Genomic DNA, 26,562 nt, shown 5'->3' with positions numbered 1-26,562 from the left:
CCGGTTGTGGCCACGCCCATGGCGTACGTGATACCACCGAGGAGGTGCTGCCGGAAGGCGGGCTCGGTGTAGGACTCCTTGGTGTGGCCGAGGCCGGTGTAAAAGGCCCGGCCGCCCTTGTACTTCTGGTACCAGCTGATGGGGTGGTCCCCGTTCATGGTGCCGCCGGTGTACGAGGACTCGTCCAGCGCGGCGAGCACGTGCACGGTGGCCGTATCGCGGGGATTGGTGCGGTAGTTGTACCACTCGTCGGTGCGCACCCAGGTGTCCCCGAGGTGGCCCGTCGCCGGGTGGGCGTGGTCCTCGACCTTCACCGTGGCCTGCTGGATCGCCGGGTGGGACTGGAACCACGCACCGCACAGCCCGCCGTAGAACGGCCAGTCGTATTCGGTGTCGGCGGCGGCGTGCACCCCCGCGTAGCCGCCGCCCGCCGCGACATAGCCCTCGAAGGCCGTCTGCCCGCCCGTGTCGAGGACGTCGCCGGTGGTGGACAGGAAGACCACCGCGGCGTAGCGGGCGAGGTTGCCGGGGGTGAAGGCGGCGGCGTCCTCGGTGGCGTCGACGGCGAAGCCGCCCTGCGCGCCGAGGTCCTTGATGGCGGCGATGCCGTCGGGGATGGAGTCGTGGCGGAAGCCCGCCGTCTTGGAGAACACCAGCACCCGGCCCGCCCTCGGCCGCCTGCGGGCGGACGTGGCCCAGGCGGGCGCGGACGCCGCGCCGGTGAGCAGCACGGCACCGGCCGCGGCCTTGATCACGGAGCGGCGCCGGGTGGGGGCGGGCAGATCGGGACGTTTCCTGTGCACGGGGAACCTCCGGGGAGAAGTGTGATTCTCAAAGGGGGTTGGGCACAGGCGCGCGCCGTCGCGCCCAGGGCGCCGCACGGCTGCGAGCCTCGGTGAGGGGAGGGGCTGCCTCCGTGAGCGTAAGGGGACCGTACCGAGTCGGCCCCACTTTGCAAAGCCCGTTGACAAAAAGCTCTGGCCGGCCATCCGGTCACCGCCTCGTGGGCGCGGGACGGCCCGCCAGCCGTGGTGTGAACGTGGCGTGGAAGATGGTCGACGCGGCGCCGACGGCGGCGGCCTCGCGGCTGAGCACGGACCGCTCGACATCGACCCGGCGCAGCCGTCTGGCGGTCGGGAAGTCGTTGACGATACGGGAGATCTCGGCCGTGTAGAGGTCGGCGACCCCGTCGGTGAAGAACGGCCCGCCGAGCACGACCAGGTCGATGTCCAGCAGGTCCACCAGGGACAGGGCGCCTCTGCCGATCGCCCCGGCGACCTGGCGCACGGCCTTCTCGGCGACCGGGTCGCCGGCCCCGGCCGCCGCGCTCACCACCCGGTGGGCCTCGCGCGGGTCGTGCGCGGCGCGCGGGCCGAGGACCATGCCGAGCCGGGCGGCCGTCTCCGGGATGGACACCGGCGGATTGCACTCGGGCAGGATCTCCGGTCTGCCGTCCGCGCCGACCCGTTCCAGGGCGACGGCGCACAGCTGGCCGAACTCCCCCGCGTTGGCGCTGACTCCGCGGTGGATGTCGCCGCCCAGGAACAGTCCGGCGCCGACCCCGGTGCCCAGGTACAGGTACACGAAGTCACGGGCGCGCCGGTCGCGCCCGATCCACCGCTCCCCGATAGCAGCGGCCGAGGAGTCCTTCTCCATGACGATGGGGCAGGGGAAGCGGTCCTTGAGCATGTACAGCAGCGGCACATCCCGCCACACCGACAGCAGCGGCGGGTCGAGGACGGTGCCGGAGGCCACGTCGACGGGGCCAGGGGTGGCCACGCCGATGCCGAGGAATCCCCCGGGCCGCACCGCGCCACCGGCGGCGGACAGGACCCCGCGGCCCAGCCGGGCGATGTGGTCGACGAGCTGGTCGGGGCTCGCGGTCTGCGCGACGGGTTCCGTACGGCTACGGACGATGGCGCCGTCGAGGTCGACCACGACCGCCGTCAGCACCTCGGGGTCGACATGGATGCCCAGCGCGTGCCCGGCGTCACCGCGCAGCCGCACCGGTGTGCGCGGCTTGCCCGAGGTGGCCTGCCGCCGGTCGTCCTCGACCAGGATGCCGCGGTGCAGCAGCGAGCGGGAGATCCGGGAGACCGACTGCTGGGTGAGGCCGGTGCGGTGCGAGATCTCCCCGCGGGTGATGGTCCCGGCCAGCCGTACCGCCTCGATGACCACGCACTCGTTGAAGGAGCCGAGGTCGATCTGGTTCGCGCCGCCCCAGGACTCCCGGCGCTGCTCGCCACCACCGGCCCGGGAGGCCCCGGCGAAGTGGGTGGCGATGGGTTCCCGGAGCCAGCGCACGGGCTGCCGCTCGCGGGCGCTGCCGGGCCGGTCCGCGTAGCGCGTGAGGGCGGCGGCCAGGTCGAGGTAGACACGGTGCGAGGACTCCGGGTGCCGGGTGCAGTCCAGGCCGACCATGGCCCGCAGGAAGGTGCGCCAGGTGGTGCGCACCGGAAGGGCGTGGTGGACCACCCCGCCCCGGGCCCACCGCTGGGACGACGGCCCGCCCTCCCCCGTATCCCACAGGGTGATGGCGTGCAGGGAGGCGCCGGGGTGGCGGCGCCGGGCCTCGGCCAGGTATCCGGCCGGCCGGTCCTGGCCACGCCGCTCCCCCGGGGCCGGGGACGGCGGGACCTTCAGCGCGGCCTCCACCGCCGCGTCGACCGCGGCGATGACATCGGCACCGGGAGAGGCGCCCGGCGAGCCGCCGTGGTGCCGTTCGTGGGCGGCCGGGCGGGTGCCGACGAGCAGCAGCGCCCGGTCGGTGTCCAGATACAGGCCGAGCACCCACACCTCGGCCTGCGGAAGCGGGGGGCGGGTGGGCACGGCGGGGACGGTGGCGTTGCCGGGCGTGACCCGCCAGCGCTGGCGGATCGCGGCGACGGCCGCATGGCTGTAGCCGAGTTCGCGGGCGACCGCGCGAGAGGCGCCGGCGCCGTCGGGCGCCAGCACCGTACGGGTGATGACCTCGGCCTCGTCGATGATGCTGGGCCGCCCGGGCCGTGGACGCTCCCGCAGGCCCGCCACGCCGGAGACGTCGAAACGCTGCCGCCAGTTGCCCACCGTCTGCCGGGAGACATCGAGCCGCCGGGCGATCTCGGCGTTGCGCAGCCCCTGGGCGGCGAGCAGGACGACGGCGGCGCGGACGGCACGCGAACCGCCCTCCGCCACCCAGTGCCGCAGCAGCCTGCGGTCCTCCTCGGGCAGCCCCGGGGCGTCCTGGTAGGGCGGGTTCACGACGCCCCGCGCGCCAGCCGGAGGGTCAGGATCTGGAACGGGCGCAAGTCCAGGCCCAACACGCCCTGGGCATGGGCCAGTTCGACCGTTGGATTCTCCATCAGGTCGGTGACCTGGACGCGGTCGACGGCGAATCCGGCCGCCAGGGTGGTGCGCACCCGGCCGCCTCGCGACTCGTAGAGCCGGACCACGACGTCGCCGGAGCGGTCGTCGGCGAGCTTGACCGCCTCCACCACGACGCCCGGATCGCCCACCGCGACCAGTGGCGGTCCGGTGAGCCGGGGCGCGGCGGGGCGCAAGGGGAGGCTGAACGCGTATCCCCCGGCCACGGCGTCGCCGATGTCGGCACCGGGGTACAGCGCGTAGCGGAAACGGTGCCGGCCCCGGTCGGCATGGGGGTCGGGGCTGTGGGGGCCGCGCAGCAGGGTGAGCCGGAGGGTGGTGGTCGTTCCGCCGTCCTCGCGGGTGAGGCGGGCGACGTCGTGCCCGTAGGTGGAGTCGGTGAGCAGGGCCGCGCCCCAGCCGTGTTCGCCGATGTGGATCCAGCGGTGCGCCCACGCCTCGAAGCGGGCGGCGTCCCAGCTCGTGTTCTCGTGGGTGGGCCGCTCGACATGGCCGAACTGGATCTCGGACGCGACGCGTTCGGCGTGCACGTCCAGCGGCCAGGCGGCCTTGAGGACGGTGTCCTCCTCCCGCCAGTCGATGTCCGTGTCGACCTCCAGGATCCGACTGCCCGCGGCCAGGCCGAGGCGCTGTACGACGACGGACCGGCCGGTGGTGCGCTCCACTCGGACACAGGCCAGCAGCGGCCCTTCGTCGTCGAGCCGGACGGCGGTCGCGGTGTCCAGGTCGCGATGGGCGTTGCGGTACTGGGCGTCCAGGTTCCAGGCGCTCCAGCGCACCGGATCGTCGGGGTGGAGCTGCAGCAGGTTCCCGGCGCCACCGGGCGCGATGGCCTCCCTGCCACGGTCGTGGTCGTACACCGAGCGGACCAGCCCGTCGCTGTCGATACGGACCGTCAGCGCGCCGTTGTCCAGGACGTATCCGCCCCCGTCGGCGGGACGGGCGGTGACCGGCGGCTGGTCGGCGGTGCCGGTGCCGAGGACGGCGGCGCCGAGCGCGGGGGCCTGGGCGAGCACGGCGTACCGGCCGTCGGACAGCTTCTGCACCGGGCCGCCGGCGGCGGGCGGCGCATCCAGGCGGACCACCTCGCGCCGCGCGTGGGGGGCGGCGTTGAGGACGGCGAGTGGTTCCGCGGTGTCCGGGGTGCCCGCGACGCGGGCCACGATGCGCTCCAGGCCGCGGTGGATGGCGCGGTAGGTCTGCTCGGCCTCCTGGTGGACCCAGGAGATGGAGGTCCCGGGGAGGATGCCGTGGCACTGGTGGAGCAGCACCTGCTTCCACAGCGCGTCGAGCGTCTCGTACGGATAGGGCTCGCCGGTGCGGACGGCGGCCGTCGCCGCCCACAGCTCGGCCTCGCGCAGCAGGGCCTCGCTGCGCCGGTTGCCGCGCTTGGTGCGGGCCTGGCTGGTGTAGGTGCCGCGGTGGGTCTCCAGATACAGCTCGCCGCGCCACACGGGCGCGTCGGGGTACTCCTCGCGGGCCTCGCGGAAGAAGTCCGACGGCGACTGGACCCTGACCCGTGGCGAGCCTTCGAGGTCGGCCAGGCGCCGGGCCTTCTCCAGCATCTCGCGGGTGGGCCCGCCCCCGCCGTCGCCGAAGCCGAAGGGGGCCAGGGAGCGGGTGCCCGCGCCCTTCTCGGCGTACGTGGCGACGGCGTGGGCCAGCTCGGCGCCGGACAGGGTGGCGTCGCAGGTGTCCACGGGCGGGAAGTGGGTGAAGATCCGGGTGCCGTCGATCCCCTCCCACCAGAAGGTGTGGTGGGGCAGCTTGTTGGTCTCGTTCCAGGACAGCTTCTGGGTGAGGAACCAGCGGGCGCCCGCGAGCGCGGCGAGCTGCGGGTAGGCGGCGGTGTGGCCGAAGGAGTCGGGCAGCCAGACGCCATCGGTCTCCACGCCGAGTTCCTGGGAGAAGAAGCGGCGACCGTGGACGAGCTGACGTGCCAGGGCCTCGCCGCCGGGCAGATTGCCGTCGGCCTCGACCCACATGCCGCCGACCGGCGCCCAGTTGCCGTCGGCCACCGCCTTCTTGATCCGCTCGAAGACGTACGGCTTTTGGTCGCGCATCCACGCGTAACTCTGGGCGGAGGAGCAGGCGAAGACCAGCTCCGGGTACTCCTCGGCCAGCGCGGCCATGGTGGAGAACGTCCGGGCGCACTTGCGCACGGTCTCGCGCGGCGGCCACAGCCAGGCGGAGTCGATATGGGCGTGTCCCACGGCGGCGATGGTGTGCGCGGTGTCGTGGGCGCGCCGGTCCAGGACCGGGCGCAGGATCGCCCGGGCCGCCGCGGCGCCCGCGGCGACGCGGCGCGGGGGCACGCTGTCCACGGCCCGCTGGAGCGCGCGCAGGATCTCGTGGCGGCGCGGCAGTCCGAGGGGCAGTTCGCGCATCAGCTCGTCCAGCACCTCCATGTCGTGGAGGAGCTGCCAGACGTCCTCCTCGCGGACCACGAGGTCGGCGCGGCGCAACTGGTACAGGTCCTCCTCGCCCGCGGTGAGCCGGTGGCCGTAGCGGGTGCCGATACCCGCGCTGCCGACGATGGGCGGATTGGCGGCGGCCTCGACGAGCAGGCACACGCTCTCGCCGCCGACGGCGCGGGGGGTCAGCGGCACCGAGCGGTTGTGACGGTGCAGGCCCTGCAGCGGGGTGCCGTCGGCGTCGTGGACCAGGCCCTCGGCCTGGCCTCCGGGTCCGCGGGAGAGATCGAAGCCGAGGTCGAACAGGGCCTCCACCCGGCGGCCCGCCCACCGTTCGGGGACCGTGGCGGTGGCGCGGAACCAGGTGGTCGACCACGGGCCGCCCCAGCTGCCACCGATGACGAACGGCCGGTACTCGGCGCGCAGCGCGTCGGCCACCGGCACCGGCTCCCCCGGGAGGTGCCAGGCGGCGACCTCCAGCGGGACGCGGTCGCCGTACAGCGCCGGGCGCAGGCGCTCGGCGATGAACTTCGCGATGCGCTCCTCCACGGCGTGGCGGTCGTCGTGCATGGTCGGCCCTTCCTCCTGCCTGCCCCCGGGAAAGTGCGCGTGACGCTTATGTAAAACCATGTGTGTTATCACGTCAACGCTTCGGCCCAATTACCCTCCCGTTGCCGTGAGCTGCTCCTCTGACCTGCGAATTTACTGGGTAAAAGAAGCGATCCGACACCCTGTCAGGAGGAAAATAAGCGGCCCTCCATCGACTGTGTCAGATAAGAGAATTGACACCGGGCACAGAAATGCGGCGGGGAGGAGTCGGCGTTCTCCTCCCCGCCGCGTGGGCCGTCCGGCGGTTCCCCTCGGGTTGTCCGGCGCGGCCCGGCTCGGTCCCGGCTCAGCCGGTGGTGAAGGTGAAGTCGTCCAGGTCGAAGAGGTTGCCCTGGCCGGTGACGCCCTTGAAGACGAAGCAGAGCGTCGTCGTCCCCGAGGGGGCGCCGCCGAGCGTGGCGCTCACGTCCTGGAAGTTCTCCCAGCCGCCGGTGGCGGGCACGGTCGCGGTTCCCAGCAGCGTCCCGGTGGGGCCGCCCGCGCGGACCTCGATGGTGCCGCCGGGTCCGCCGGAGGAGATGCGGGCCGTCAGCTTGGTGGCGTTGTTCAGGAGGTACGGCTTGAAGGAGATCCAGTCGCCGTTGTCGGTGAAGCCGACGGTCTTGCCACCGTGCGCGGTGGAGTGGCTCGCCTGCTCGATGCCCTGGAACGCGGTGTAGTGCTCGGCCTGGCGGTGCTTCGGCTGAGCGACATGCTGGGTGTGGGTGGTCAGCGCGGGCTGGCCGCCCGCTCCCTTGTCGGTGTATTCGGCGTCGAAGACCCCGAAGATATTGGCGTTCTCGTCGTGTTCTCCGTCCGCCAGCGTCTGCAGGGTGCCCTCACAGCCGGTGGCCGAGGTGATGGGGTGGGCGTGGCTGTCGTGCCCGAGCAGGTGGGTGATCTTCACCTTGGCGCAGTCGATGGTGCCGTCTTCCGGGTCGCTGACCTTGATGCGGAAGGGCACCTTGTCGCCGAAGGTGAACAGCTGGCCGTCCCCGGGCAGTTCCAGGGTGACCGTCGGCGCGGTGTTGCCGACCGTGATGTGGACGCTCGCCGTGCCGGTCAGGCCGCCGGGGTCCCGGGCGGTCAGGGTGGCGGTGTAGGTGCCGTTGGCGGTGTAGGTGTGCGCCGGGTTGGCCTCGGTGGAATTACCCCCGTCGCCGAAGTCCCAGCTATAGCTGATGGCGTCGCCGTCGGGATCGCTGGTGCCGGACGAGGAGAAGCCGACCCGCAGCGGCGCCTGCCCCGAGGTCTTGTCGCCCGCCGCCTGGGCGACCGGCGCCCGGCCTCCGACGACGTTCTCGATGCGGTACAGCGCCGAGTTGGCGTCACCCGCGCCCCATCCGGTGCCGTAGTCCAGGACGTACAGCGCGCCATCCGGGCCGAAGGCCATGTCCATCACCTGGGTGCCGGTCCAGGGGAAGGCGTTGATGGAGCTGACCGTGCCGTCCGCGCCCTGGTCGATCCGCTTGATCCACTTGCGGCCGAACTCCCCCGCGAAGAAGTCGCCGTCGTACTCCTGCGGGAACTTCACCGGCGAGTTGAGGTTGGCGTCGTAGCGGTAGACCGGTCCGGCCATCGGGGATTCCGAGCCGGAGCCGAACTCGGGCACCGACCCGCCGTCGTAGGGGATCCAGGCGGCCTGGGCCGGGGGCAGGTCGGTGAGGCCGGTGTTGTTCGGGGAGGTGTTCTTCGGCGCGGCGCAGTTGAAGGCGGAGCCGGAGGTGCCGGTGGCGAAGTCGTAGTCGATGTACGGCTGGTTCTTGCCGACGCAGTAGGGCCAGCCGAAATTACCGGCCTTGGTGACCCGGGCGAACTCCACCATGCCCTGCGGACCGCGGGTGGAGCTGGCGTTGCCCGCGTCGGGCCCGTAGTCGCCCACGTAGACCACGCCGGTGGCCTTGTCGACGCTCATCCGGAACGGGTTGCGGAATCCCATCGCGTAGATCTCGGGGCGGGTCTTGGCGGTGCCGGGGGCGAAGAGGTTGCCCGCCGGGATGTCGTACGAGCCGTCGGCCTTGACCTTGATGCGCAGGATCTTGCCGCGCAGGTCGTTGGTGTTGCCCGCGCTGCGCTGGGCGTCGAAGGCCGGATTGCGGCTCGCCCGCTCGTCGATGGGCGTGTAGCCGTCGGAGGCGAAGGGGTTGGAGTCGTCGCCGGTCGACAGATACAGATTGCCCTGTGCGTCGAAGTCGATGTCGCCGCCGACGTGGCAGCACATGCCACGGGAGGTCTTGACCTCCAGCACCGTCTTCTCGCTGGCCCGGTCCAGGGTGCCGTCGGTCTTGAGCACGAACCGGGAGAGCCGGTTGACGCCGTCGAACTTGGTGAAGTCCGCGGCCGTGCCGTTCTCCGGGGCGTCACCGCCCGGGGTGTTCAGCGGCGGCGCGTAGTAGAGGTAGATGAAGCGGTTGGCGCTGAAGCCCGGGTCGACCCCGACGCCCTGCAGCCCCTCCTCGTCGTGGCTGTACACCGGCAGGGTGCCGGCGACCTTGGTGGTGCCGGCGGCGTCGGTGAGCCGCAGCGTGCCATCGCGCGAGGTGTGCAGCACCGAGCGGTCGGGCAACACGGCCAGCGACATCGGCTCACCCGTCTCGGCCACCCCCTTGGCCAGGGTGACCTGCTGGAACACGGGGGCAGCGGCGGGGGCGGCGGCCGTCCGGCCGGAGTCGGGCTCGGCGTCCGCCGCCGGGGCGGTGAGCGTCAGGGTGGCGCCGGTGAGCAGTGTTCCGGCGAACAGCGCGAGGGATCTGCGCAGTCCGAGGCGTTTCCTGTGCACGAAGGTCCTCCGTATGCAGTGGGGATACTCGCGGAAGTGCTGAGCACAGGCGCGCGCCGTCGCGCCGCGGTACGGGCCTTGGGCAGGGTGGAGGGGACCCTTGTGCCCGTACTCGACACCGCCCTAGCCGTGGCCCGCCGACGCGGACAGCTCGCCCACGAAGGGCACGGGCTCGGGACGGGAACATGTGGTGCCGACCGGGAGCGAGGTCCGCTCCCGGGCGCTACCGCGCCAAAGCTCCACGGGACCGTCGAAGGTGTCGGGATCCGGTACGGACCGCGAGCCCTCGCTGCCGTGCGCGTCCACGGCCTTGCGCGCGGTCCGGGTACCCGGGCCGAGCACCGTGTCCGGCGCGCGGCCGACCCGCGGCCCGGCCCGCTGTGCCGCGCCCATGATGGCGTCGGCCTCCTCGCCGACCAGCCCTGTCCTCAGCGGCTCGCCCACAGCGGTCCCCTCTCGGTCAGCCTCCGCTGGGGTGGCGCTCGTCGCGTTCGGTCTCACGGCCTCTGCACGCTCCCATCGGTGGTCCGCAGCAGGGCCCAGCGGTCGTGGGCCAGGGGCTCGGGGGCGGGATAGCGGCGTGCGACGCTCTCGTCGAAGTCGACTCCGAGCCCCGGGGCCTCCCGGGGCTCCATCGCTCCCAGGCGCGGCACGATCGTCCCGGGGAAGACCTCCAGAACCGCCTCGCGGAAGGTCGCCGCCTCCTGGACGCCGAAGGCGGGGCTGGAGATGTCGAGGGCGACGGTGGCCGCCTGCGCGAGCGGGCTGACGTCGCCCGGCCCGTGCGGGGCGAGCCGGACGCCGTGCAGCTCACATGCGGCGGCGAGCTTACGGGCCGGAGTGAGGCCGCCGAGCGTGGGGATCCGGATCCGCGCGAAGTCGATCACCGGCCCGGCCAGCAGCGGCAGGAACTGGGTGAGATCGCTGAACAGCTCGCCCATCGCGAGGGGCACCGGGGACGCGGCGCGCAGCCGCGCGAAGTGCGCGGCGTCCTCCGGGGCGAGCACATCCTCCACGAAGTAGAGCCCGGCGTCGGCCACCCGGCGCAGGAACTCCACGGCCTGGCGCGGGTCGAGGCGCTCATGCGCGTCGTGCAGCAACTCGACGCCGTCGCCGACCAGTTCGCGGGTGCGGCGCAGCACCGGGGGCACCGCGCGCAGATAGGCGGCGCTGTCCCAGCGACCGGAGCGGTCGTGTCGGGCCCGGGCCTCCTCGGCGCCGGAGGGGGCGGCGCCGTAGGTGTCGGAACCGGGGACGGCGGTCTGGACGCGGACGTGCCCGAAGCCCCGTTCGCGCGCGGCGGCGACCTTGTCGGCGAGTTCTTCGGCGTCCCGGCCGTCCACGTGGGTGTAGGCGGCGGCGCGGTGCCGGAAGCGGCCGCCGAGGAGGGCGTACAGCGGGGCGCCGAGCCGCTTGGCCTTCAGGTCCCACAGGGCGACATCGACGCCGCCGAGGGCGTTGCCGGTGATCGAACCACCGCGCCAGTAGGCGCTGTTGAGGGCCAGGCGGTGCAGGTCCTCGATGTCGCCGGGGTCGCGGCCGCGCAGCAGCGGCGCGAGGTAGTCGTCGATCACGCTGCGGACGGCCAGGGTGCGCTGAGGGTCGCTGGCACATCCGAGGCCGTACAGCCCGGGGTCGTTGGTCTCGATCCTCACGATGAGGTACGGGCAGCCCTGCGGGGCCGTCAGGAACGTGCGTACGGCGGTGATGCGGAGCTTGTCGCCGCGCTCCTCCACCCAGGGGGCCTGGGCCAGCGGGAGGTGCGGCTCATGGGGTGCGGACATGCGCTCCCATTCCGGTAGCCGAATGGCAATCGTCCATTCGAACGTAAGGAGGGTTCAGGAGCGGTGTCAATGACCGTACCGGGATACGGTCGGGCTCGGGGCGCGCGGCGGTGTGCGGGGCTCAGTGCTCGCCGAGGCGCTTCAGCAGGGTCCGCAATGAGTGGGCCGCCTCGGTGACATGGGCGGCGATCTCGCTCAGCCGGGCGTCGTCCATCCGGCTGCGCGGCGCCGAGCAGCTGATCGCGTCGCCGCCGCCGTGCCCGGTACCGAGCGGGACCGCCACACAGCGGATGTCCACCGAACTCTCGCCCTCGTCCTCCGCCCAGCCGCGTTTGCGGGCGTCGGCGAGCTGGGCGAGCAGCTCGTCCGGGTCGGTGACGGTGCTCGGAGTCAGCGCCGTCAACGGCCAGTTGAGCCGGCGCTGGATCTCGGCCGCGTCGTACTGGGACAGGATCGCCTTGCCGAGCGCGGTGGCATGCGCGGGCAGCCGGCGGCCCACCGCCGAGTACATCCGCAGGGCATGACGGGATTCACGTTTGGCCAGGTAGACGACGTCCGTATCGTCCAGCCGGCCGAGGTGGACGGCCTCGCCGGTCTCCTCGGCCAGCAGGTCGAGCACGGGCCCGGCGATCCCGGCGAGGTCGTCGCTCTCCAGATAGGCGGTGCCGGTCAGCAGCGCCTTGAGACCGAGGCTGTACAGCGTTCCCGACGGGTCCGTCTCCACCCAGCGGCGGGACTCCATGGTGCGCAACACGGCATGCAGGCTGCTCTTGGGCACGGCCAGGGTGCTCGCCATGTCGGCGAGCGAGAGCCGGGCGCCCTCGGCACCCAGGAGTTCGAGCACTTCCAGGACGCGCGCTGCGGACTTGACGTCCTCGTGACGCCGGCCCCGCGCTGCTCCCGACACCGATTCCACGCCAGCCTCCGCTCCCCGGCCCGGCGCCCCGCTGGCCCCGGTTGCCGACACCTTACGCAGCTTGTCTTGACGCTATATCACGGCAAGCCTATGTTCCGTTACTCCAACGTCATTCGGTCTTCTGAACGCATCGGCATGAGGCAGGGGCTCGTATGCATGCCAGATATCCGCTTTCTCCTCCCTCGGCACGTTTCTCCCCGTCGCCGCGACGCGCCCGCCTCGCGGCGCTGGGCCTCGCCGCCGTGCTGTCGGCCTCGGGCTTGAGCGGCTGCGGCAGCGCGTCGGGGGCGGGCTCCGCGGACGCACACCCTCACCGACACCTGGAACCGGCTCCACTTCCTCGACTACTTCCTCAACAGCCTCAAGGTCACCGCCCTGACCGTGGTGCTGACGCTGCTGATCTACGCCGCCGCCGGATACGCCTTCCGATCATCCTGCTGGAGCACAACCTCGGCATCCTCGGCACGCACTACGGGCTCGTCCTGCCGTTCGTCAACGGCACCGCGCCACTGTCGGTGATGCTGCTGACCGGCGCCTTCACGGCCGTACCGAAGGAGCTGCGGGACTCCGCCCGGGTCGACGGGGCCGGGGAGCCGCACATCTTCGCCCGTGTCTACCTGCCGCTCGCCCGGCCGGCGCTGATCACCGTGGCGCTGCTGACGGCGATCCCGACCTGGAACGAGTATCTGCTCACCAAGGTCTCGCTCAACGACGAGTCCGCGTACACGCTCTCCCTCGGCCTGCAACAGCTCTCCGCGCAGAACGTGCCGCAGTACAACAGCCTGATGGCCGGTGCGCTGATCGTGGTGATCCCGGTGATCCTGCTCTTCCTCGCGCTGCAGCGGTACTTCGTGAACGGACTCGTCGGGGCGGTGAAGGGATGACCCACGTGCTGGTGACGGGCGCCGCGGGCCACATCGGGCGCCATGTCGTCGACGACCTGCTGAACCACGGCTACCGCGTGACCGCGACCGACCGTAACCCCGTCCACGACCCGCGTCTGGAGCGCAGCCTCGCCGGGGATCTGCGCGACCGCGAGCTGGTGCGGGAGGCGCTGCGCGGGGTGGCGGCGCTCGTCCATCTCGCGGCCATCCCGCACCCCGACACCCGGGATCCGGCGGGCCAGTTCACCGCCAACTGCCACACCGCCTACCTGGCGCTGGACGAGGCCGGGCGCGCCGGGGTGCGCCGTGTGGTGGCCGCCTCCAGCATCGGCGCGCTGGGACTGGCGTGGTCGACCCACCCGCGCTCACCCGGCTATGTACCGGTCGACGAGTCACACGCCACGCTCGCCGAGGACCCGTACGGACTCTCCAAGCTGGTCCTCGAACAGGTCGCCGAGGGCACCCACCGGCGCTGGGGCACCGACACCGTGTGTCTGCGCTTCCCCTTCACCGGCACCGGCCCACGGCTGACGCGCCAGCTCGCCGCCGTGCGCGCGGACCCCGGACACCACGCGAGCGACCTGTGGGGGTGGCTGGACACCCGCGACGCCGCCGCCGCGGTGCGAGCCGCGCTCGCCGCCGAGTCGCGCGGCAGCCATGTGCTGTACGTGGCGGCCCCCGACACCTCATCGGACATCCCCACGGCCGAACTGCTCGCCCGCTACCACCCCACCGCCAGGATCGTGGCGCCGCTGTCCCGCTTCGCGGGGCTGTACGACACCTCTCGCTGCACCCGGCTGCTGGGCTTCGCCCCCGCCCACGCCCGGCCTACCGCCGACGCCGTCGCCGAGGGTCCCCACCGCTCCTCCCCCACGGAAGGAACATGAGATGGCACAGAGCCCCGGCACCAGTCGCCGGACCTTTCTGGCGGCCACGGCCGCGGGCGCCCTCGGCGCCGGCGCGCTCGCCGCGGCGGGAGGCCGGGCGGCCGCCGCGGCACCCGCCGACGACCCCAGGACACCCGCCACCGCGACCCGTCTCGCCCTCTCGCCAAACGTGCACATCTTCTACTACCCCTGGTACGGCAGCCCGGAGGTCAACGGCTCCTGGCGCCACTGGCCGCAGGGCGGCCTCACCCCGCCCGACCGGATCGGCTCCGACTTCTACCCGGCGGCCGGTGCCTACGACTCCGGCGACCGCGCCGTGGTCGACCGCCACATGGGGTGGCTGGCCCAGGCCGGAACCGGTGTGCTCGTCACCAGCTGGTGGGGGCAGGGCGGTTACGAGGACCAGCGGGTGCCGCTGCTCCTGGACGCGGCGGCCGCGCGCGGGCTGAAGGTGGCCTGGCATATCGAGCCCTACGCCGGCCGCACGGCGCAGTCCGTGGTGGACGACGTCGGCTATCTCATCCAGCGGTACGGCGGCCACCCGGCCTTCTACCGGGACGCGGCGCACGGCGACCGCGGCGCGTACTACGTCTTCGAGTCCCTGCGGATCGTCGACTGGGCCCCGCTGGACCAGGTGGCCGACCGCGCCATCGTGCTGGCCCAGACCACGGACGTATCGAAGGTCGCGCACTTCGGCGGCATGTACACCTATGACGCCATCGCCGCGGGCAACAACCCGCAGTGGGCCGGCCCGGCCGCGTACTGCCGTGACCACGGCATGGTCTGGGCGCCGTCCATCGGCCCCGGCTACCTCGACGACCGCGCCGTGCCCGGGAACACCACACCCACCCTGGAGCGCGACGACGGCGCCACCTACGACCTGGAGTGGAACAACGCACTCTCCCCCGCCAACGGGGGCCCGCCCGCCTGGGTCTCGATCACCTCGTTCAACGAGTGGCACGAGGGCAGCCAGATCGAGCCCGCGGCCTCCGCCCCGCCCACCGCGCAGAGCTACCGGACCTACAGCGGGGCGTACGAGAGGACGGGCGCCGCGGCCGAGACCGCGTATCTCGACCGCACCGCGTACTGGGTGGCCCGGTTCGAGGCCGCTCGCCGCCGCTGAGCCGTGGTTCGCCGGGGTCCCGGCCGGGGCCCCGGCGAACCGCGCTAGGCGACCGGTTTCGTGGGCCGGTCGGGGGTCAGCGCGATCTCCTTCTTGAGCATCCGGCCCCCGTCTCCGGTGAGGCGGAGGTAGTAGTCCGAGGAGCAGACGGTGCCGTCCTCGTCGAGCGCCCAGATCCCCGAACCGGCCGGGACCATGGACGCGTTCTCCGCCGTCTTGGCTATCTGATTGCCCTCGTTGTACTCGTCGAACATGGAGATGTAGATGCCTTGCGCGCCCACCCGCACCATGTTGTAGAACTGCCGCCACATGAAGTCGCCGTGCGCGCGCTGCCGCGACTGGGTGTCCCCGGGGAGCACACAGGGCTGGTAGTCGATCCCGTTGGCGTTGCAGTCGGCCTGGTCCGGGGTGTTGACGCCGGAGAAGAAGCGGTCGGTGTCGGCGATGTTGCCGATGCGTCCCACCATCCACGGCGAGAGCATGTTGAAGGCGTGGTAGACGCCCATGTAGCCGGGGCGTGAGTCCTCGTTGCCGGACCGCCAGTGGGTCGGAACCCCGCCCATCACATAACAGCCCTGGGCCTTGAACCAGTTGACGACGTCCAGGCAGTCCGCGGCCGACCAGGGCTTGTTGGCCTCGTTGAAGCCGAATCCCCAGATGCCCACCACCGGCTTGCCGTTCTGTCTGGCGTAGGCGGAGGACGCCGTATGGGCCTTCATCTTGTCCGTCCAGTCCTGCTTCAACTGGCTCTTCATGTCGAGCCAGCCGGTGGCGTCGTACATGATGTAGAACTTCCGGCCGTACCTCTCCGCCGCCGACCGGACTTTGATGGCCATGGCGTCGCGCGTCGGCCCCTCGGGGCTGAAGGGGTTGAAACGCTGGAGGGCGGCGGTGTCGATGGCGTACTGCTGCATCCAGCGGAAGTGGGTGTCGACGGTCTGCTGGTCGTAGGAGGAGAACAAGGTGGCCGGCTGGCCGTTGTTGAGGTTGCTGTAGTTGGTCCGGTAGCCCTTGGTGTAGTCGCGCATATCCGGCCAGCTGTGAATGCCCGTGTTGCCCGGCGACGGCGGCTGGGACATGTTGGCGGCCCAGTGCCACCAGCCGTTGATCGGGGCGCCGTCCCCCGCGCAGGCGAACCAGCCCTGATAGCCGACGGTGACCTTGCCGACGACGTCACCGGGCGGGCTGGCCGCGGCGGCGGTGCCCGTCGTCAGCTTGGCGGCGCCCAGGGCACCGAGCGCCGTCGCGCCGAGCGCGGAACCGATGAGATGGCGGCGTGAAATACCCATGAGGGCCTGCCTTTCCGGCAGTGAGCGGCTTGAGTGGGGGTGCTCGCTGCGGCGGATCGTAATCACGCATTCATGATTCCGCAATTTAATGGACGGTTTGCCGAATTCAGACGGAAACGCTTTTCGTCGTTTATGCGTCATTCCCTCATTCCGCGATCAAGGATCGAGGACCAGCGGTCGTCAGTGGCCGCGGGTCCGGACGCCGCCGTACTGCTCGTCCATGACCTTTCCAGCCAGGTGGTCGTCATGGGGCGGCGCATGGACGTCATCGCGTGGAATTCCCTCGCCACCGCACTCATCACCGACTTCGGGCAGGTTCCGGAAAGGCGCCGGAACTATGTCCGCATCCTCTTCACGGACCCCGCCACGCCCTGTCCGCGTCACCGGCCGACTGACCCGGCCGCACCGCCCCGCCGAGATGTGCATAGGCTGAGCTCCTGTCAGGACAACAGCGGCACGGGGGACACGATGCGGAAAGAGGCGGTTCGGTACCTTCGGTGTCCGCACTGCTGCGACGACGCCATGACGATGGCCGACGGCGCGCTGCGGTGTTCCCAGGGGCACAGCTTCGACGTGGCGAAGCAGGGATATGTGAATCTGCTGCGCGGGGCCGCCAAGTTCAGCGCGGACACCGCCGAGATGGTGGCGGCCCGCGCGGACTTCCTGGCCGCCGGTCACTTCGCACCGATCGCCGGGGCACTGGCCGCGCTGGCGCGCGAGACGGCACCGGCACCCACGGGCGGGGACCCCGGCTGCGTCGTGGACATCGGCGGCGGCACGGGCTACCACCTCGCCCGGGTGATGTCGGAGTTCCCGGGCTCCGAGGGTGTCCTGCTCGACATCTCCAAGTTCGCCGCCCGCCGGGCCGCGCGGGCGCATCCCCGTATCAGCGCGGTGGTGGCCGACGCCTGGGACGGGCTGCCGTTCGCCGACGGGGCCGCGTCGGTGGTCCTCAACGTCTTCGCGCCGCGCAATCCGGCCGAGCTGCGCCGGATGCTGCGCCCTGAGGGTGTGCTGCTGGTGGTGACGCCCCGGCCGGATCATCTACGGGAACTGGTGGAGGCCCTGGGACTGCTGCGGGTGGACGAGCAGAAGGACGAGCGGCTGGCGGACCGGTTCTCGGCGCATTTCACCGAGGTGGCCCGGGAGCGTTCGCGGAGCACCATGACGCTGGACCACCAAGCCGTGCCGCGGCTGGTGGGGATGGGGCCCAACGCCTGGCACCAGCACGGCGAGCGGCTGAGGGAGCGCGTCGCGCTGCTGCCCGAGCCCTGCGACGTGACGCTGTCCGTCACGCTCACCGCCTACCGTCCGCTGGTCTGACGCCACCGCGGAGACGCCCCGGCCCGCCGGGCCGCGCCCGGCGCCGGTCAGGTCCAGACGGTGTATCCGCCGTCCACGCGGATCGCCTCGATGCCGCTGATGTAGCGGGCGCCGCAGCGGTCCTGGGGCAGGACGAGCTGCGGGCCCGCGCGGTCGAGCGAGGTGCCGTCGATGGTGACCGCGAGCAGGACGGGGGCACGGCCGAAGTCCGGGTCGATCTCGGCCCAGGACAGCAGCGCGCGGTGGCCGTCCGCGCCGCGTACGGCGATCAGGAAGCGCAGCCGGTCCTTGCGCCGGGCGGCGTCGAAGGCGGGACCGGCGGAGACCAGGACGTCGTGCAGGTACGGTCCGGTGAAGCGGTGCTGCTGGATGCCGCTGGTGGCGCAGTCGAAGCTGACCTGTGCCCGGTGCTGGGGCCAGGAGAGCAGTTCGGACACCGTCAGCCGGGCCGGACGGGTCACATCGCCGGTGAGGGCGAGTTCCGCCACCGGACCGGCAGCCGTGCTGGCAGCTACGAGGGAGTCACTCACGGGCTACCACCTCCTGGAGGACCGTTACCCGACCCCGCGTCCCACGCAAACGCACATGCCATGCCGAGGGATCAAAGATCCGGCTGGTGCGAGGTGGAAGGAGTCTTTCTCCTCGCATCTGCGGCGTTGCGCCCGACTCACCCGAGGTCCGGGTTCCCGGTCCGCAGGCGCCAGTGCCGGCCACCGTGGACAAGCGTCGCGGCGCCCAGGAGGAGGAAGCCACCGCTCGCCACCGCCAGCAGTGTCCGGACGACCATCTCCCGGCCCGGCACGTCCGCCGCGTATATCCACCGCACCAGGAAGTTCGTGGTGGCGGCCACCGGAAAGCTGTAGATCCACAGCCCGGTGTGGAAGGACCGCTCGCGGAGGGTCGGAAGCATGAAGGCGACCAGGGCGAGGGTGAAGAACAGGATGCCGGAGAACCCGTAGCCGACCCCGTCCGGACGGCCCCCGTGGGCGGCGAGCCAGGCGTTGCTGCCGACGGCGGGCGGGATGACCAGGACGGTGAGGGTGGGCCGGGCCGGTGGCGGAAGCGGACTGCCGGCGACCAGGCTGCCGAGGATGACCGTGCCGAAGGCCAGCCAGTACAGAACCCCCACGGCGAAGGACGCTGCCGCGATCTCGGGCAGGTGCAGCGTCGACGCGGTGATGCTCGCGATGAACGGTGCGGACGAGACCGGCAGCAGATAGCCGGGGTGCAGGGTGGTCTCGCTGAGCCCGCCGGTGAACCAGTGGGCGAGCAGACGCGCGGCGACCAGCGCGGCCGCCACGACGAAGACGGCGTAGGCCCAGCGGGCGCCCTCCTCGCCGAAGCGCGAGAAGTGACCGGTGATCAGCATGCCGATGATGGGGACGTACGCGAGGGCGAACCCCTGGCCCGGGTGGCGCAGATCCTCGCGCAGGTTGTGCCACCGGGCTCCGCCGTGCCGCACGTATGCGGCCAGGAGCACGACCCAGACCAGTCCGCTGATCACGAACAGCACATCGCTGATCTGGATCCACGCCGAGGCGACGGAGGTCGCCGCCTGCCAGGCTCCGCCCAGCCCCGCGGAGCCCAGCGAGATCGCCAGCAGGCTGATGCGCGCGCTCCGCGAGCCATGGGAGGCGGGGGCCGCGTACGGCGCGGGTCCGGCCGAAGCGGCGGAACCGGACAGGATCGGCGGGCCCTGGCCCCGCTCCGGCCGGAGGTCCGAGCCGTTCTTGGCAGTCATGAGCTGTGTCCTCGAGGTTGATCCCGGAAGATGACCTTGTAATGGATGTTTAATTTTAGGCGCTTACTTATAGCATGCACGGCCACCGAAATGTAAGCCCCATTCACCAATAGACCATGTGCTAGGGTGGTTGGGTGGCCAGCGAAGAATCGGACTCAGCGCGACGGATTCCCGCGACCGCGGCGGCGATGGTGGACCTGCTCAACTCCCGGCCGCACGGTCCCGGTTTTCCGGACACGCTCCAGACCCCGGAGGCGGCGAGCGCCGTCCTGCGCCCGTTCGGCCAGCCCGCGGCGGAGGCGCCGTCACCGCAGCGCATCGCCAAGATCCGCGGGCTGCGCACGACCCTCATGGACATCGCGTCCGCGCCCGACACCGCCGGGGCGGCACCCGGCTGGGCACAGCTCGCCGAGCGGGCGTCCGCTGTCACGCTGCGGCAGGATTTCTCGGAGCCCGGGGCGGTGCGGCTGCGGCAGATCGGTGGCGACCCCGTGGTGGGTGGCATCACCCTGGCAGTGGCGGAGCTCGTCTCCGACGGCACCTGGCCCCGTCTCCGCATCTGCGCCAACGAGCTCTGCGGCCACGTGTTCTACGACACCACGCGCAGCCGCACCCAGCGCTGGCACTCGTACGAAGTCTGCGGCAACAAGAGCAATGTGGCCGCGTACCGGGCCCGGCAGAAGACCCGGCCCGGAAGCTGACACCGGAACCGGGTCTTGATCTCGCTCGTGTCCTCGTTCTCTCGCGATCCGTGGATGACCGGGCCGGTCAGGTCAGCGGGACGTCGAGGACCGCCTTGCGGTGGCTGAACGTCTCCAGCGAGTAGCGGCCGTGGTAGCTGCCCATGCCGCTCTCCCCGACGCCGCCGAACGGCAGGGTCGGCACGGTCAGATGGAAGATCGGGAAGCCGAAGTTGACGGCGCCCGAGGAGGTTTCGGCGATCAGCCGGGCCCGGGTGGTGTCGTTCTCGGTGAAGGCGTAGAGCGCGAGCGGCTTGTCGCGGTCGTTGATGAAGGCGATGGCCTCGGTGAGGTCGGCGACGGTCAGGATCGGCAGGATGGGGCCGAAGATCTCCTCCCGCATCACCGCCTCGTCGGGCTTCACGTCCACCAGCACGGTCGGGGCGATGTACTTCTCGGCGCGGTCGCTCTGTCCGCCGGTCACGGTGCGGCCGGAGCCGAGCAGCGCGGACAGGCGGTCGAAGTGGCGCTCGTTGACGATGCGTCCGTAGTGGTCGGCGGAGCGCGGGTCGGTGCCGTACAGCTGCTCGATCGCCTGGGTCAGGGCGACCGCCAGCGCCTCGGCGGTGTCCGGGTCGGTGAGGACGTAGTCGGGGGCGACGCAGGTCTGTCCGGCGTTGGAGAACTTGGTGGACGCGATGCGGGCGGCGACCGCGGCGAGGTCGGCGTCGCGGTCGACGAAGACCGGGGACTTGCCACCGAGTTCGAGGGTGACGGGGGTCAGATGCTCGGCGGCCGCGCGCATCACGATCCGGCCCACGGTGCCGTTGCCGGTGTAGAAGACGTGGTCGAAGCGCTGGGCCAGCAGCGATGTCGTCTGGGCGACGCCGCCCTCGACCACGGCGGTGGCCTCGTTGTCGAGGTAGGCCGGAAGGAGCCGGGCCAGCAGGGCGGAGGTCTGCTCGGCGAGCTCGGAGGGCTTGATGACCACCGCGTTGCCGGCCGCCAGCGCGGCGGCGACGGGGGTCAGCAGCAGATAGATCGGATAGTTCCAGGCCGAGAGGATCAGGGCGACACCGAGGGGGTCGAGCTCGGTGCGGGCGGTGGTCCCCTCCGGCAGGTGGGAGACGGTGACCTCCGCGGGCTGCGGGGCGAGCCACTCCTCCAGATGCTCGAGGTAGTCGTCGATCTCGCGGACCGTGATGTCGATCTCCGCGCGGTCGACCTCGGCGGGGTTCTTGCGCAGGTCGACCCAGAGGGCGTCGGCGATGACCGCGCGGTTGTCGGTCAGCAGCGCGCGCAGCCGGGTGAGCTGCTCGCGGCGCCAGGCGAGAGACTTGGTGCGGCCACTGCGGTGGGTCTCGCGCAACCGCGCCACGAGGGCGGCGGCGTCGGTCTCGGTCAAGGCGGGGTAGGTGGTGGTCATGGGGCATCCCGTTCTTCGGCAAGGAGCCCGGCCCGCGGGCAGGGTGTGCTGGACATCGACGTAATCGTCTTTGTGATTTAGACGCTTACGTAGCACACGCGATCCCAGGCGCGTAATTCCCTATTGCCAATAGACCATGTACAGAGCCCGCCCCGGCGAAGCGCACGATGGTCGAGTCGACCGGGATGTCCCAGTCGAGCTAATGACGGGGCGCGGGGAGCGGCCGTTCCGCGGCGGGGGCACCGCCGGCCCGGTCGATGGCGCGCAACTCGTCGAGGCTGTCGGCGAGCGTGCGGCCCGCCAATGCGCCGAGGACGGCCGCCTCGGTCTCATCGGTGAGCCTGACGAAGTACTCAGCGGAGTGGTTGGTGACCAGGCACTCCCGGGGCCCCTCCGTCCGGGGGGCCCACAGCGGCTTGTCGCCGATGGATGAGCGGTAGATCTCTCCCAGCGTGATCTGGTCTGCGGGCCGGCCGAGGCGGACACCCCCGCTGCGGCCCTTGATGGACGCGACGAGAGCGTCCCGCACCAGCGGGACCATCAGCTTGCGCACCAGGCTCGGGTTCGTGTCCAGACTCCTGGCGAGCTGGGTCGAGCTGAGGACGGGACTGCCCTCTTCCTCGGCATGGCCCAGCAGGAGCATGACCTTCAGCGCACTGGAGAACCTCACGTCCAGCATGCTCGCACCCCCTTCTTCCGCCGCTTGGTACGGGCGGCTCCCGACGCCCCCATATTAGCAACTCTTACAGTTGCATTTCCGTCGAAGGATATGCACTTTTCACACATGCAGATTGCGATGACCCAAGGTGACCACCTGCGGCACACAAGCGACCGGTCGCCCGTCTGCCGTACAAGCCCGGACACCGACAGGCACCACAGAGAGATCCGGAGAATGTCATGAGCACCGAGAACGAGATCAGAGAGATCGTTTCCCGATACACCCGGGCTGCGGACCGGCGCGACGGCGAGGCGCTGGCACAGCTCTACGAGGCCGACGCGGTCGTCGAGGTCCACTACCACCGCGGTCCCGATGGGATGGAGTTGCTGGGAACCCTCTCCGGAGGAGCGCAGATCGCAGCGGCCATGTCCACGGCCATGGCGCCGCACCCGCCCCTGGGCTGGAGCCACCACACCACCTACGACCATCTGGTCTCCGTCGACGGCGACGAGGCCGGCATCGATACCCAGTTCATCACCTACGACGTCGTCGGAACCAGGAAGCCCGAGGGCGGGTGGCCCGCCGGCACCTTCGGCGCCCAGGGCGCCATCAAGCCCATCGAGTCCGGGTACTACCGCTTCACCTTCCGCCGAACCGACGGCGTCTGGCGCATCCGTCACCAGGACGTCATACACGACATCCCCTACGTCTTCTGATCACCCTGCGGCCCGTCCCCGACGCCCGCACAGCGGGCTGCGCAGGGGAGCCGCCGAACCGGACACATCGGTAGCACGCTCGCCCGGCTGGCGGTCGACGCCGGCCTGGACGTCGTGCTCAGCAACTCGCGGGGGCCGCAGACGCTTTCCGGCCTCGTGGACGAACTGGGACCGCAGGCCCGTGCGGCCACTCCCACGCAGGCGGCGGCCGGGGACTGGGTCGTCGTGACGATCCCGGTCGGCGCTATTGGGACGGTTCCCCAGGAGCCCCTCGTCGGCGAGACGGTCATCGACACCGGTAACTTCTGCGCGCCCTACGCGGTGACCAAGGACGATCAGTACAGGAACCAGCCGGCCGCTCCCGCCTCTGCCGCCGAGGTCCGCGCGGCGCTGGCGTCGGCACGGCGCTGAGCCGAACGCCTGCCGGCTTCGGCTGCGGCTTCGGCTTCGGCTTCGGCTTCGGCTTCGGTGCACCGTGGCGTCGGCGGCGTCAGGACTCGACATGGCCCGCCCGCCCGCAACAACCGGCCAGCCGATGAGAAGGGGTACGGGCGGCTAGCCCGCTACGCGCTTCAGGCCGCGCACGGCCGGGATCGCCAGCAGCAGGGCGCAGGCGACGAGCGCCATCGACGCGGACACGCACAGCAGCGGCGCCGTCCCCGTGACGACCGCGAGCGGCCCCGCCACGGCCTGCCCGACTGGCTTCATCACCAGCGAGCCGGCCGCGTCGTACGCGTGCACCCTGCCGAGGACCTCCTGCGGGATGTGCGTCTGCACGCTCGTGTGGAACATGACGATCCAGAACGCCATGCCCACGCCGCTCACCCCGTAGCACCCGGCAATGAGCGGCGGGGGAAAGCCGAGAGCGACCCCCAACGGCATGAGCGCCCAAAGGATCATGGAGAGGGCGCCGGCCCGGAGCGGATACCGCGGGCGGAGCCTGATCGCGACGATCCCGCCCAGCACACTTCCCGCCCCGAGGGACGACATGACCAAGCCGAACGTCGATGCTCCGTAGTCGGTGACGAGCGTGCTGTTGCCGAGGGTCATGGTGGGGCCGGCGCCGGCCAGCTGCCAGAGCATGAAGACGACGATGACGCTCCACAGCCAGGTCCTGGCCCGGAACTCCCGCCATCCCTCGACGAGATCGGCCCGGAACGACGATTCGCCGTCCCGCGCGGCCGGGCCCATCGGGACCGAGCGGAGGAGGAGCAGGCAGGCGCCGCTGACCCCGTAGGTCAAGGCGTCGAGGGCGACCACCGTTGCCGGTGAGGAGACCGCCAGCAGCAGGCCGGCCAGCGACGGGCCGATCACGGCGGTGACGGACTCCGAGATGCGGAGGGTGGCGTTGGCCTTCTGTACGTCCTGAGCTATCCGCGGGGTGATGCTGGCGACTCCCGGCTGGAAGATTGCGCTGCCCGCCCCGATCAGGGCCAGCAGCACCAGGATCTGCCACAGCCGCGGCGTGCCCAGCAGGAACAGCAGCGCGAGCACCGCCTGAGAGCACAGCCGAGCTGTGTCCGAGACAACCATCAGCCGCCGGGCGCCGAAGCGGTCGGACAGCACCCCGCCAAAGATGATCAGTGCTGCGAACGGCGCTACGAGCGCGGCGAGCGCGTAGCCGACCCCACTCGCCCCGTATCCCGCCCGGATCACGGCGGCCGTGATCGCGACGGGGAGCATCGCGTCGCCCAGCAGAGAGGTGGTGCGGGCGGTGAAGAACAGCCGGAAGTCCGCTGTCCACAGCGGCCGATCAGACAAAGTCTCCTTGACTTGCAGGTCACGGGCCATGTCCGAGCCAGCCACCGCACACCGTCCCACGTATGCCGTTGATCCCGACCAGGGCGACAGTCTTGTGCCTCGGCCGTTCCTCGGTCAACGGAATATGTTCGACGAGCTCAGCACGTAAGTGCGTTTGAGGACCCCGGGCCCGTCCTAGGACCCGCTCGCCACCGTGGCCGGGCACAGCCGCCGCGGCGTGGTGTCGCCGCGGAGCCCCGCGTCCACACAGCCACCGGGCAGGCCCTTGTGGGGTGTGCTGCCGAAGTTGGCGGTCACGGTGAGGGTGCCGTCGCCGAAGACGGTGCGTTGCACGGTGCGATCGGCGGTCAGCGCCCGGAAATCGGTCAGCGGCTCGGTACCGGCCGCCTTGTGCAGGGGCGCGAAGTACTTCTGGAGGGTGGCGAGTTCGCGACCGTTCTTCTTCAGCGAGTCGCCGGTGAGCACGAAGTTGAGCGGGGTGTTGTACAGCATGCCGAGCAGCGCGCGGTCGGTCTTCTGCCGTGGCAGCTTGTCGTACGACAGCTCCCAGCGCTCGGTGTTCACCACGGAGTCATGGAGCGCGGTCTCGTACAGCGGCACGCGGTACACCGGGTCGTACATCGCCTTCGCCACATCGGCGGGCAGCTCCGCGGGCTTGAAGAAGACGCCCGGTGCGTCGGCGGGGGCGTAGCCGCCCCAGGTCTCCTTGTCGCGCTGCGCCGTCCACAGACCGCCCGCCACCGGCGTGCCCGAGCCATGGTCGAAGGCGAGGTCCCGGTTGGCCCAGGCCCCGGCGGACTCCGAGCCCAGGACCAGCCCACGGTCGGACAGCCGCTGCATCCGGGCCTGCCGGTTGGCGCGGTCCTGCGCCTTGGTCATGGGGTGAGCGGGGCTGTGGTCGCGGAACAGCTCACCGGCCGCGTCCACATCGAGGAAGTAGCTGTCGGCGCCCGCCTTGGTCATCTCGCGGGTGCGGTCGGCGAGGTAGTGGTGGCGCGGCTCGGCCTTCTCGAACGCCTCGGAGGAGAGGTAGCAGCCGCGGTCGTGGAAACCGGGGACGGGCTTGCCGTCGGCGTCCCGGACGCAGAAGTCCGGGTACACCGTGCCGGGCCAGGTGGACGTCGGCGCGTCGGAGGTGGCCGGGTCCTGGCCGTTGGCGAACGAGTCGTACGGGCCGACGAGATAGCCCGCCTTCTTCGCGGCCGCGGTGGCCGCGGCGTCCATCGGCCGGTCGTCGGCGTCGTAGCCGAGCCACATCCGGTCCACGCCGAGGCCGTGCAGCCTGCCCATGAAGTCGGCCTTGCGGGCGTCGCCCCACAGATAGGCGTGGAAGGCGCCGAGCAGCTTCCTGGTGGCCGGTGTCTCCCGGATCTTCTCCCGCAGGCTCTTCAGCTGCCCGTGCTCGCCGAGCCAGGCACGGTAGTCGCGGGCGGCGGCCACCGGGGAGCCGTCGGTGAGGGAGAAGGCCACGGTGTACCGCGTGGTGCCGTCGGCGCGCGAGAACCGGTGGGTGGCGGCAGTGCGCAGCTTGCCCGCGTCGGAGGTGACGCGCAGCGAGGTGCCGATGTCACTGGGCACGAGATAGCTCACACCCTGGCGGTCGCCAAGTGTGTAGCCCCACAGCGGCATCGACAGATCCGACTCCATGGCCATGTCGGTGTCGACCAGATCGCCCCGGGAGGAGTTCCAGAAGCGGTCGGCCACCGGCAGCGACAGCCCCTCGCCGCGCGGCAGCTGTACGGCGGTGGCGCGCCGGTCGGTGCCGGTGACCGGCCACGACAGGGTGCGGGCGGCCGTCCCGGTGGCTGTGCCAGTCGCCTCGCCCGTGGCCGTCACCGACAGCACCAGACGGCCGTTGTCACCGGCGCGGGCCGTGACATCCAGTCCGGTGTCCGGATAGCTCCAGCGGGCGGTGCCCGGGGAGGTGGTCACCGAGCCAGGCTTCCCGGGAGCGGTGGCGGCGGGCGCGGACAGTTCCATGGTCCCCTGCCACGTACGGGCCGTGACCCGCAGTGAGGTGGTGTCGACGGTGGCGGTGCCGCCCGACACCGGGACCTCCACACGGTGGCCACCGACCACGACCGGCCGGGGTGCGTCCTTCCCGGAGCGGGTGGTGCCGGAGTGGGTGGTGGAGGCGAGGGTGGTCGAGGCGAGGGCGAGGCAGGACACCGCGCCCGCGAGCGCCACGGCGGCGGTCACCCGCGGCGAGGTGAAGTGGTTGCGTTTCATG

19 protein-coding genes and 3 pseudogenes are annotated in these 26,562 nt (G+C 71.5%); 8 read left to right on the top strand and 14 right to left on the bottom strand.

Features of this window, described 5'->3' with window-relative positions; genetic code table 11:
• Positions 1-14: 14 nt before the first annotated feature.
• The 7 genes and pseudogenes from CGL27_RS43280 to CGL27_RS43250 all read right to left on the bottom strand — a co-directional run.
• A pseudogene (locus CGL27_RS43280) lies at positions 15-782 on the bottom strand (ThuA domain-containing protein); the annotation flags it as partial.
• A gap of 211 nt (positions 783-993) precedes the next feature.
• The gene (locus CGL27_RS43275; RefSeq protein ID WP_119993046.1) at positions 994-3,240 is read right to left on the bottom strand and encodes an ROK family protein; all 2,247 of its coding nucleotides are present in this window, start codon (positions 3,238-3,240) and stop codon (positions 994-996) included.
• Positions 3,237-6,347: a glycoside hydrolase family 38 C-terminal domain-containing protein gene (locus tag CGL27_RS43270; protein WP_119993044.1), complete on the bottom strand. Its 3,111-nt coding sequence runs from the start codon at positions 6,345-6,347 to the stop codon at positions 3,237-3,239. Before CGL27_RS43270 ends, CGL27_RS43275 begins: the two co-directional genes overlap by 4 nt.
• 325 nt (positions 6,348-6,672) lie before the next feature.
• Entirely contained in the window at positions 6,673-9,144 is a 2,472-nt protein-coding gene (locus tag CGL27_RS43265) for a PQQ-dependent sugar dehydrogenase (protein ID WP_119993043.1), read from the bottom strand.
• A gap of 123 nt (positions 9,145-9,267) precedes the next feature.
• Entirely contained in the window at positions 9,268-9,588 is a 321-nt protein-coding gene (locus CGL27_RS43260) for a hypothetical protein (RefSeq protein WP_240450838.1), read from the bottom strand.
• Between the two features lie 53 nt (positions 9,589-9,641).
• Complete coding sequence (locus CGL27_RS43255; protein ID WP_119993041.1) at positions 9,642-10,928, bottom strand: enolase C-terminal domain-like protein; 1,287 nt, start codon at positions 10,926-10,928, stop codon at positions 9,642-9,644.
• A 121-nt stretch (positions 10,929-11,049) separates the two neighbouring features.
• Positions 11,050-11,844, bottom strand: coding sequence for an IclR family transcriptional regulator (locus tag CGL27_RS43250; RefSeq protein ID WP_119993039.1), 795 nt, complete (start codon positions 11,842-11,844; stop codon positions 11,050-11,052).
• 518 nt (positions 11,845-12,362) lie between these two features.
• Here CGL27_RS43250 and CGL27_RS43245 point away from each other — a divergent pair.
• Genes CGL27_RS43245 through CGL27_RS43235 form a run of 3 tightly spaced genes read left to right on the top strand, consistent with a single transcriptional unit; the run spans position 12,363 to position 14,738 of the window.
• The gene (locus tag CGL27_RS43245) at positions 12,363-12,728 is read left to right on the top strand and encodes a carbohydrate ABC transporter permease (RefSeq protein WP_240450837.1); all 366 of its coding nucleotides are present in this window, start codon (positions 12,363-12,365) and stop codon (positions 12,726-12,728) included.
• Complete coding sequence (locus CGL27_RS43240) at positions 12,725-13,615, top strand: NAD(P)-dependent oxidoreductase (protein ID WP_119993038.1); 891 nt, start codon at positions 12,725-12,727, stop codon at positions 13,613-13,615. The genes CGL27_RS43245 and CGL27_RS43240 overlap by 4 nt, the downstream gene beginning before the upstream one ends.
• 1 nt (position 13,616) lies before the next feature.
• Complete coding sequence (locus CGL27_RS43235; RefSeq protein ID WP_119993036.1) at positions 13,617-14,738, top strand: glycoside hydrolase family 99 protein; 1,122 nt, start codon at positions 13,617-13,619, stop codon at positions 14,736-14,738.
• A gap of 59 nt (positions 14,739-14,797) precedes the next feature.
• Here the strand turns inward: CGL27_RS43235 and CGL27_RS43230 are convergent.
• Positions 14,798-16,027 (bottom strand): annotated as a pseudogene (locus CGL27_RS43230) (glycoside hydrolase family 71/99-like protein); the annotation flags it as partial.
• Between the two features lie 228 nt (positions 16,028-16,255).
• Between CGL27_RS43230 and CGL27_RS51180 the strand changes: the two are divergent.
• Together CGL27_RS51180 and CGL27_RS43225 are read left to right on the top strand one after the other, a co-directional pair.
• Positions 16,256-16,390, top strand: a pseudogene (locus CGL27_RS51180) (transcriptional regulator); the annotation flags it as partial.
• A gap of 105 nt (positions 16,391-16,495) precedes the next feature.
• Positions 16,496-17,350, top strand: coding sequence for a putative RNA methyltransferase (locus CGL27_RS43225; RefSeq protein WP_078647800.1), 855 nt, complete (start codon positions 16,496-16,498; stop codon positions 17,348-17,350).
• Between the two features lie 47 nt (positions 17,351-17,397).
• Here the strand turns inward: CGL27_RS43225 and CGL27_RS43220 are convergent, their stop codons facing one another.
• A complete protein-coding gene (locus CGL27_RS43220) occupies positions 17,398-17,880 on the bottom strand; it encodes a molybdopterin-dependent oxidoreductase (protein ID WP_119993032.1) in 483 nt (160 codons plus the stop codon).
• 137 nt (positions 17,881-18,017) lie between these two features.
• Positions 18,018-19,091: a hypothetical protein gene (locus CGL27_RS43215; protein ID WP_119993031.1), complete on the bottom strand. Its 1,074-nt coding sequence runs from the start codon at positions 19,089-19,091 to the stop codon at positions 18,018-18,020.
• 134 nt (positions 19,092-19,225) lie between these two features.
• Here CGL27_RS43215 and CGL27_RS43210 point away from each other — a divergent pair, with 134 nt between their 5' ends.
• Complete coding sequence (locus CGL27_RS43210) at positions 19,226-19,792, top strand: CGNR zinc finger domain-containing protein (protein ID WP_162953200.1); 567 nt, start codon at positions 19,226-19,228, stop codon at positions 19,790-19,792.
• 67 nt (positions 19,793-19,859) lie between these two features.
• Here the strand turns inward: CGL27_RS43210 and CGL27_RS43205 are convergent, their stop codons facing one another.
• Complete coding sequence (locus tag CGL27_RS43205) at positions 19,860-21,197, bottom strand: aldehyde dehydrogenase family protein (protein WP_119993027.1); 1,338 nt, start codon at positions 21,195-21,197, stop codon at positions 19,860-19,862.
• Between the two features lie 199 nt (positions 21,198-21,396).
• On the bottom strand, positions 21,397-21,876 hold the full coding sequence (locus tag CGL27_RS43200; protein ID WP_119993026.1) for an Rrf2 family transcriptional regulator: 480 nt from the start codon (positions 21,874-21,876) through the stop codon (positions 21,397-21,399).
• 218 nt (positions 21,877-22,094) lie between these two features.
• Here CGL27_RS43200 and CGL27_RS43195 point away from each other — a divergent pair, with 218 nt between their 5' ends.
• On the top strand, positions 22,095-22,571 hold the full coding sequence (locus CGL27_RS43195; protein WP_119993024.1) for a nuclear transport factor 2 family protein: 477 nt from the start codon (positions 22,095-22,097) through the stop codon (positions 22,569-22,571).
• 66 nt (positions 22,572-22,637) lie between these two features.
• Positions 22,638-22,982, top strand: coding sequence for an NAD(P)-binding domain-containing protein (locus CGL27_RS43190; RefSeq protein WP_119993022.1), 345 nt, complete (start codon positions 22,638-22,640; stop codon positions 22,980-22,982).
• A gap of 144 nt (positions 22,983-23,126) precedes the next feature.
• Here the strand turns inward: CGL27_RS43190 and CGL27_RS43180 are convergent, their stop codons facing one another.
• Positions 23,127-24,332: an MFS transporter gene (locus tag CGL27_RS43180; protein WP_240450835.1), complete on the bottom strand. Its 1,206-nt coding sequence runs from the start codon at positions 24,330-24,332 to the stop codon at positions 23,127-23,129.
• A gap of 174 nt (positions 24,333-24,506) precedes the next feature.
• Positions 24,507-26,561, bottom strand: a complete 2,055-nt coding sequence (locus CGL27_RS43175) for a glycoside hydrolase (protein WP_119993021.1) — start codon at positions 26,559-26,561, stop codon at positions 24,507-24,509.
• Between the last annotated feature and the right edge of the window lies 1 nt (position 26,562).

Origin of the sequence: Streptomyces sp. 11-1-2, from assembly GCF_003595545.1 — a bacterium.
Classification (GTDB): domain Bacteria; phylum Actinomycetota; class Actinomycetes; order Streptomycetales; family Streptomycetaceae; genus Streptomyces; species Streptomyces hygroscopicus_B.
Note: the sequence above shows the minus strand (reverse complement) of the source record. Positions and strands in the feature narration are given on the sequence as shown.

Excerpts from the sequence above, each read along its gene's own strand:
- CGL27_RS43225 (WP_078647800.1), top strand. The coding sequence starts at position 16,496 with ATGCGGAAAGAGGCGGTTCGGTACCTTCGGTGTCCGCACTGCTGCGAC.
- CGL27_RS43240 (WP_119993038.1), top strand. The coding sequence starts at position 12,725 with ATGACCCACGTGCTGGTGACGGGCGCCGCGGGCCACATCGGGCGCCAT.
- CGL27_RS43235 (WP_119993036.1), top strand. The coding sequence starts at position 13,617 with ATGGCACAGAGCCCCGGCACCAGTCGCCGGACCTTTCTGGCGGCCACG.
- CGL27_RS43245 (WP_240450837.1), top strand. The coding sequence starts at position 12,363 with ATGCTGCTGACCGGCGCCTTCACGGCCGTACCGAAGGAGCTGCGGGAC.
- CGL27_RS43195 (WP_119993024.1), top strand. The coding sequence starts at position 22,095 with ATGAGCACCGAGAACGAGATCAGAGAGATCGTTTCCCGATACACCCGG.
- CGL27_RS43175 (WP_119993021.1), bottom strand. The coding sequence starts at position 26,561 with ATGAAACGCAACCACTTCACCTCGCCGCGGGTGACCGCCGCCGTGGCG.
- CGL27_RS43205 (WP_119993027.1), bottom strand. The coding sequence starts at position 21,197 with ATGACCACCACCTACCCCGCCTTGACCGAGACCGACGCCGCCGCCCTC.
- CGL27_RS43255 (WP_119993041.1), bottom strand. The coding sequence starts at position 10,928 with ATGTCCGCACCCCATGAGCCGCACCTCCCGCTGGCCCAGGCCCCCTGG.
- CGL27_RS43270 (WP_119993044.1), bottom strand. The coding sequence starts at position 6,347 with ATGCACGACGACCGCCACGCCGTGGAGGAGCGCATCGCGAAGTTCATC.
- CGL27_RS43215 (WP_119993031.1), bottom strand. The coding sequence starts at position 19,091 with ATGACTGCCAAGAACGGCTCGGACCTCCGGCCGGAGCGGGGCCAGGGC.
- CGL27_RS43200 (WP_119993026.1), bottom strand. The coding sequence starts at position 21,876 with ATGCTGGACGTGAGGTTCTCCAGTGCGCTGAAGGTCATGCTCCTGCTG.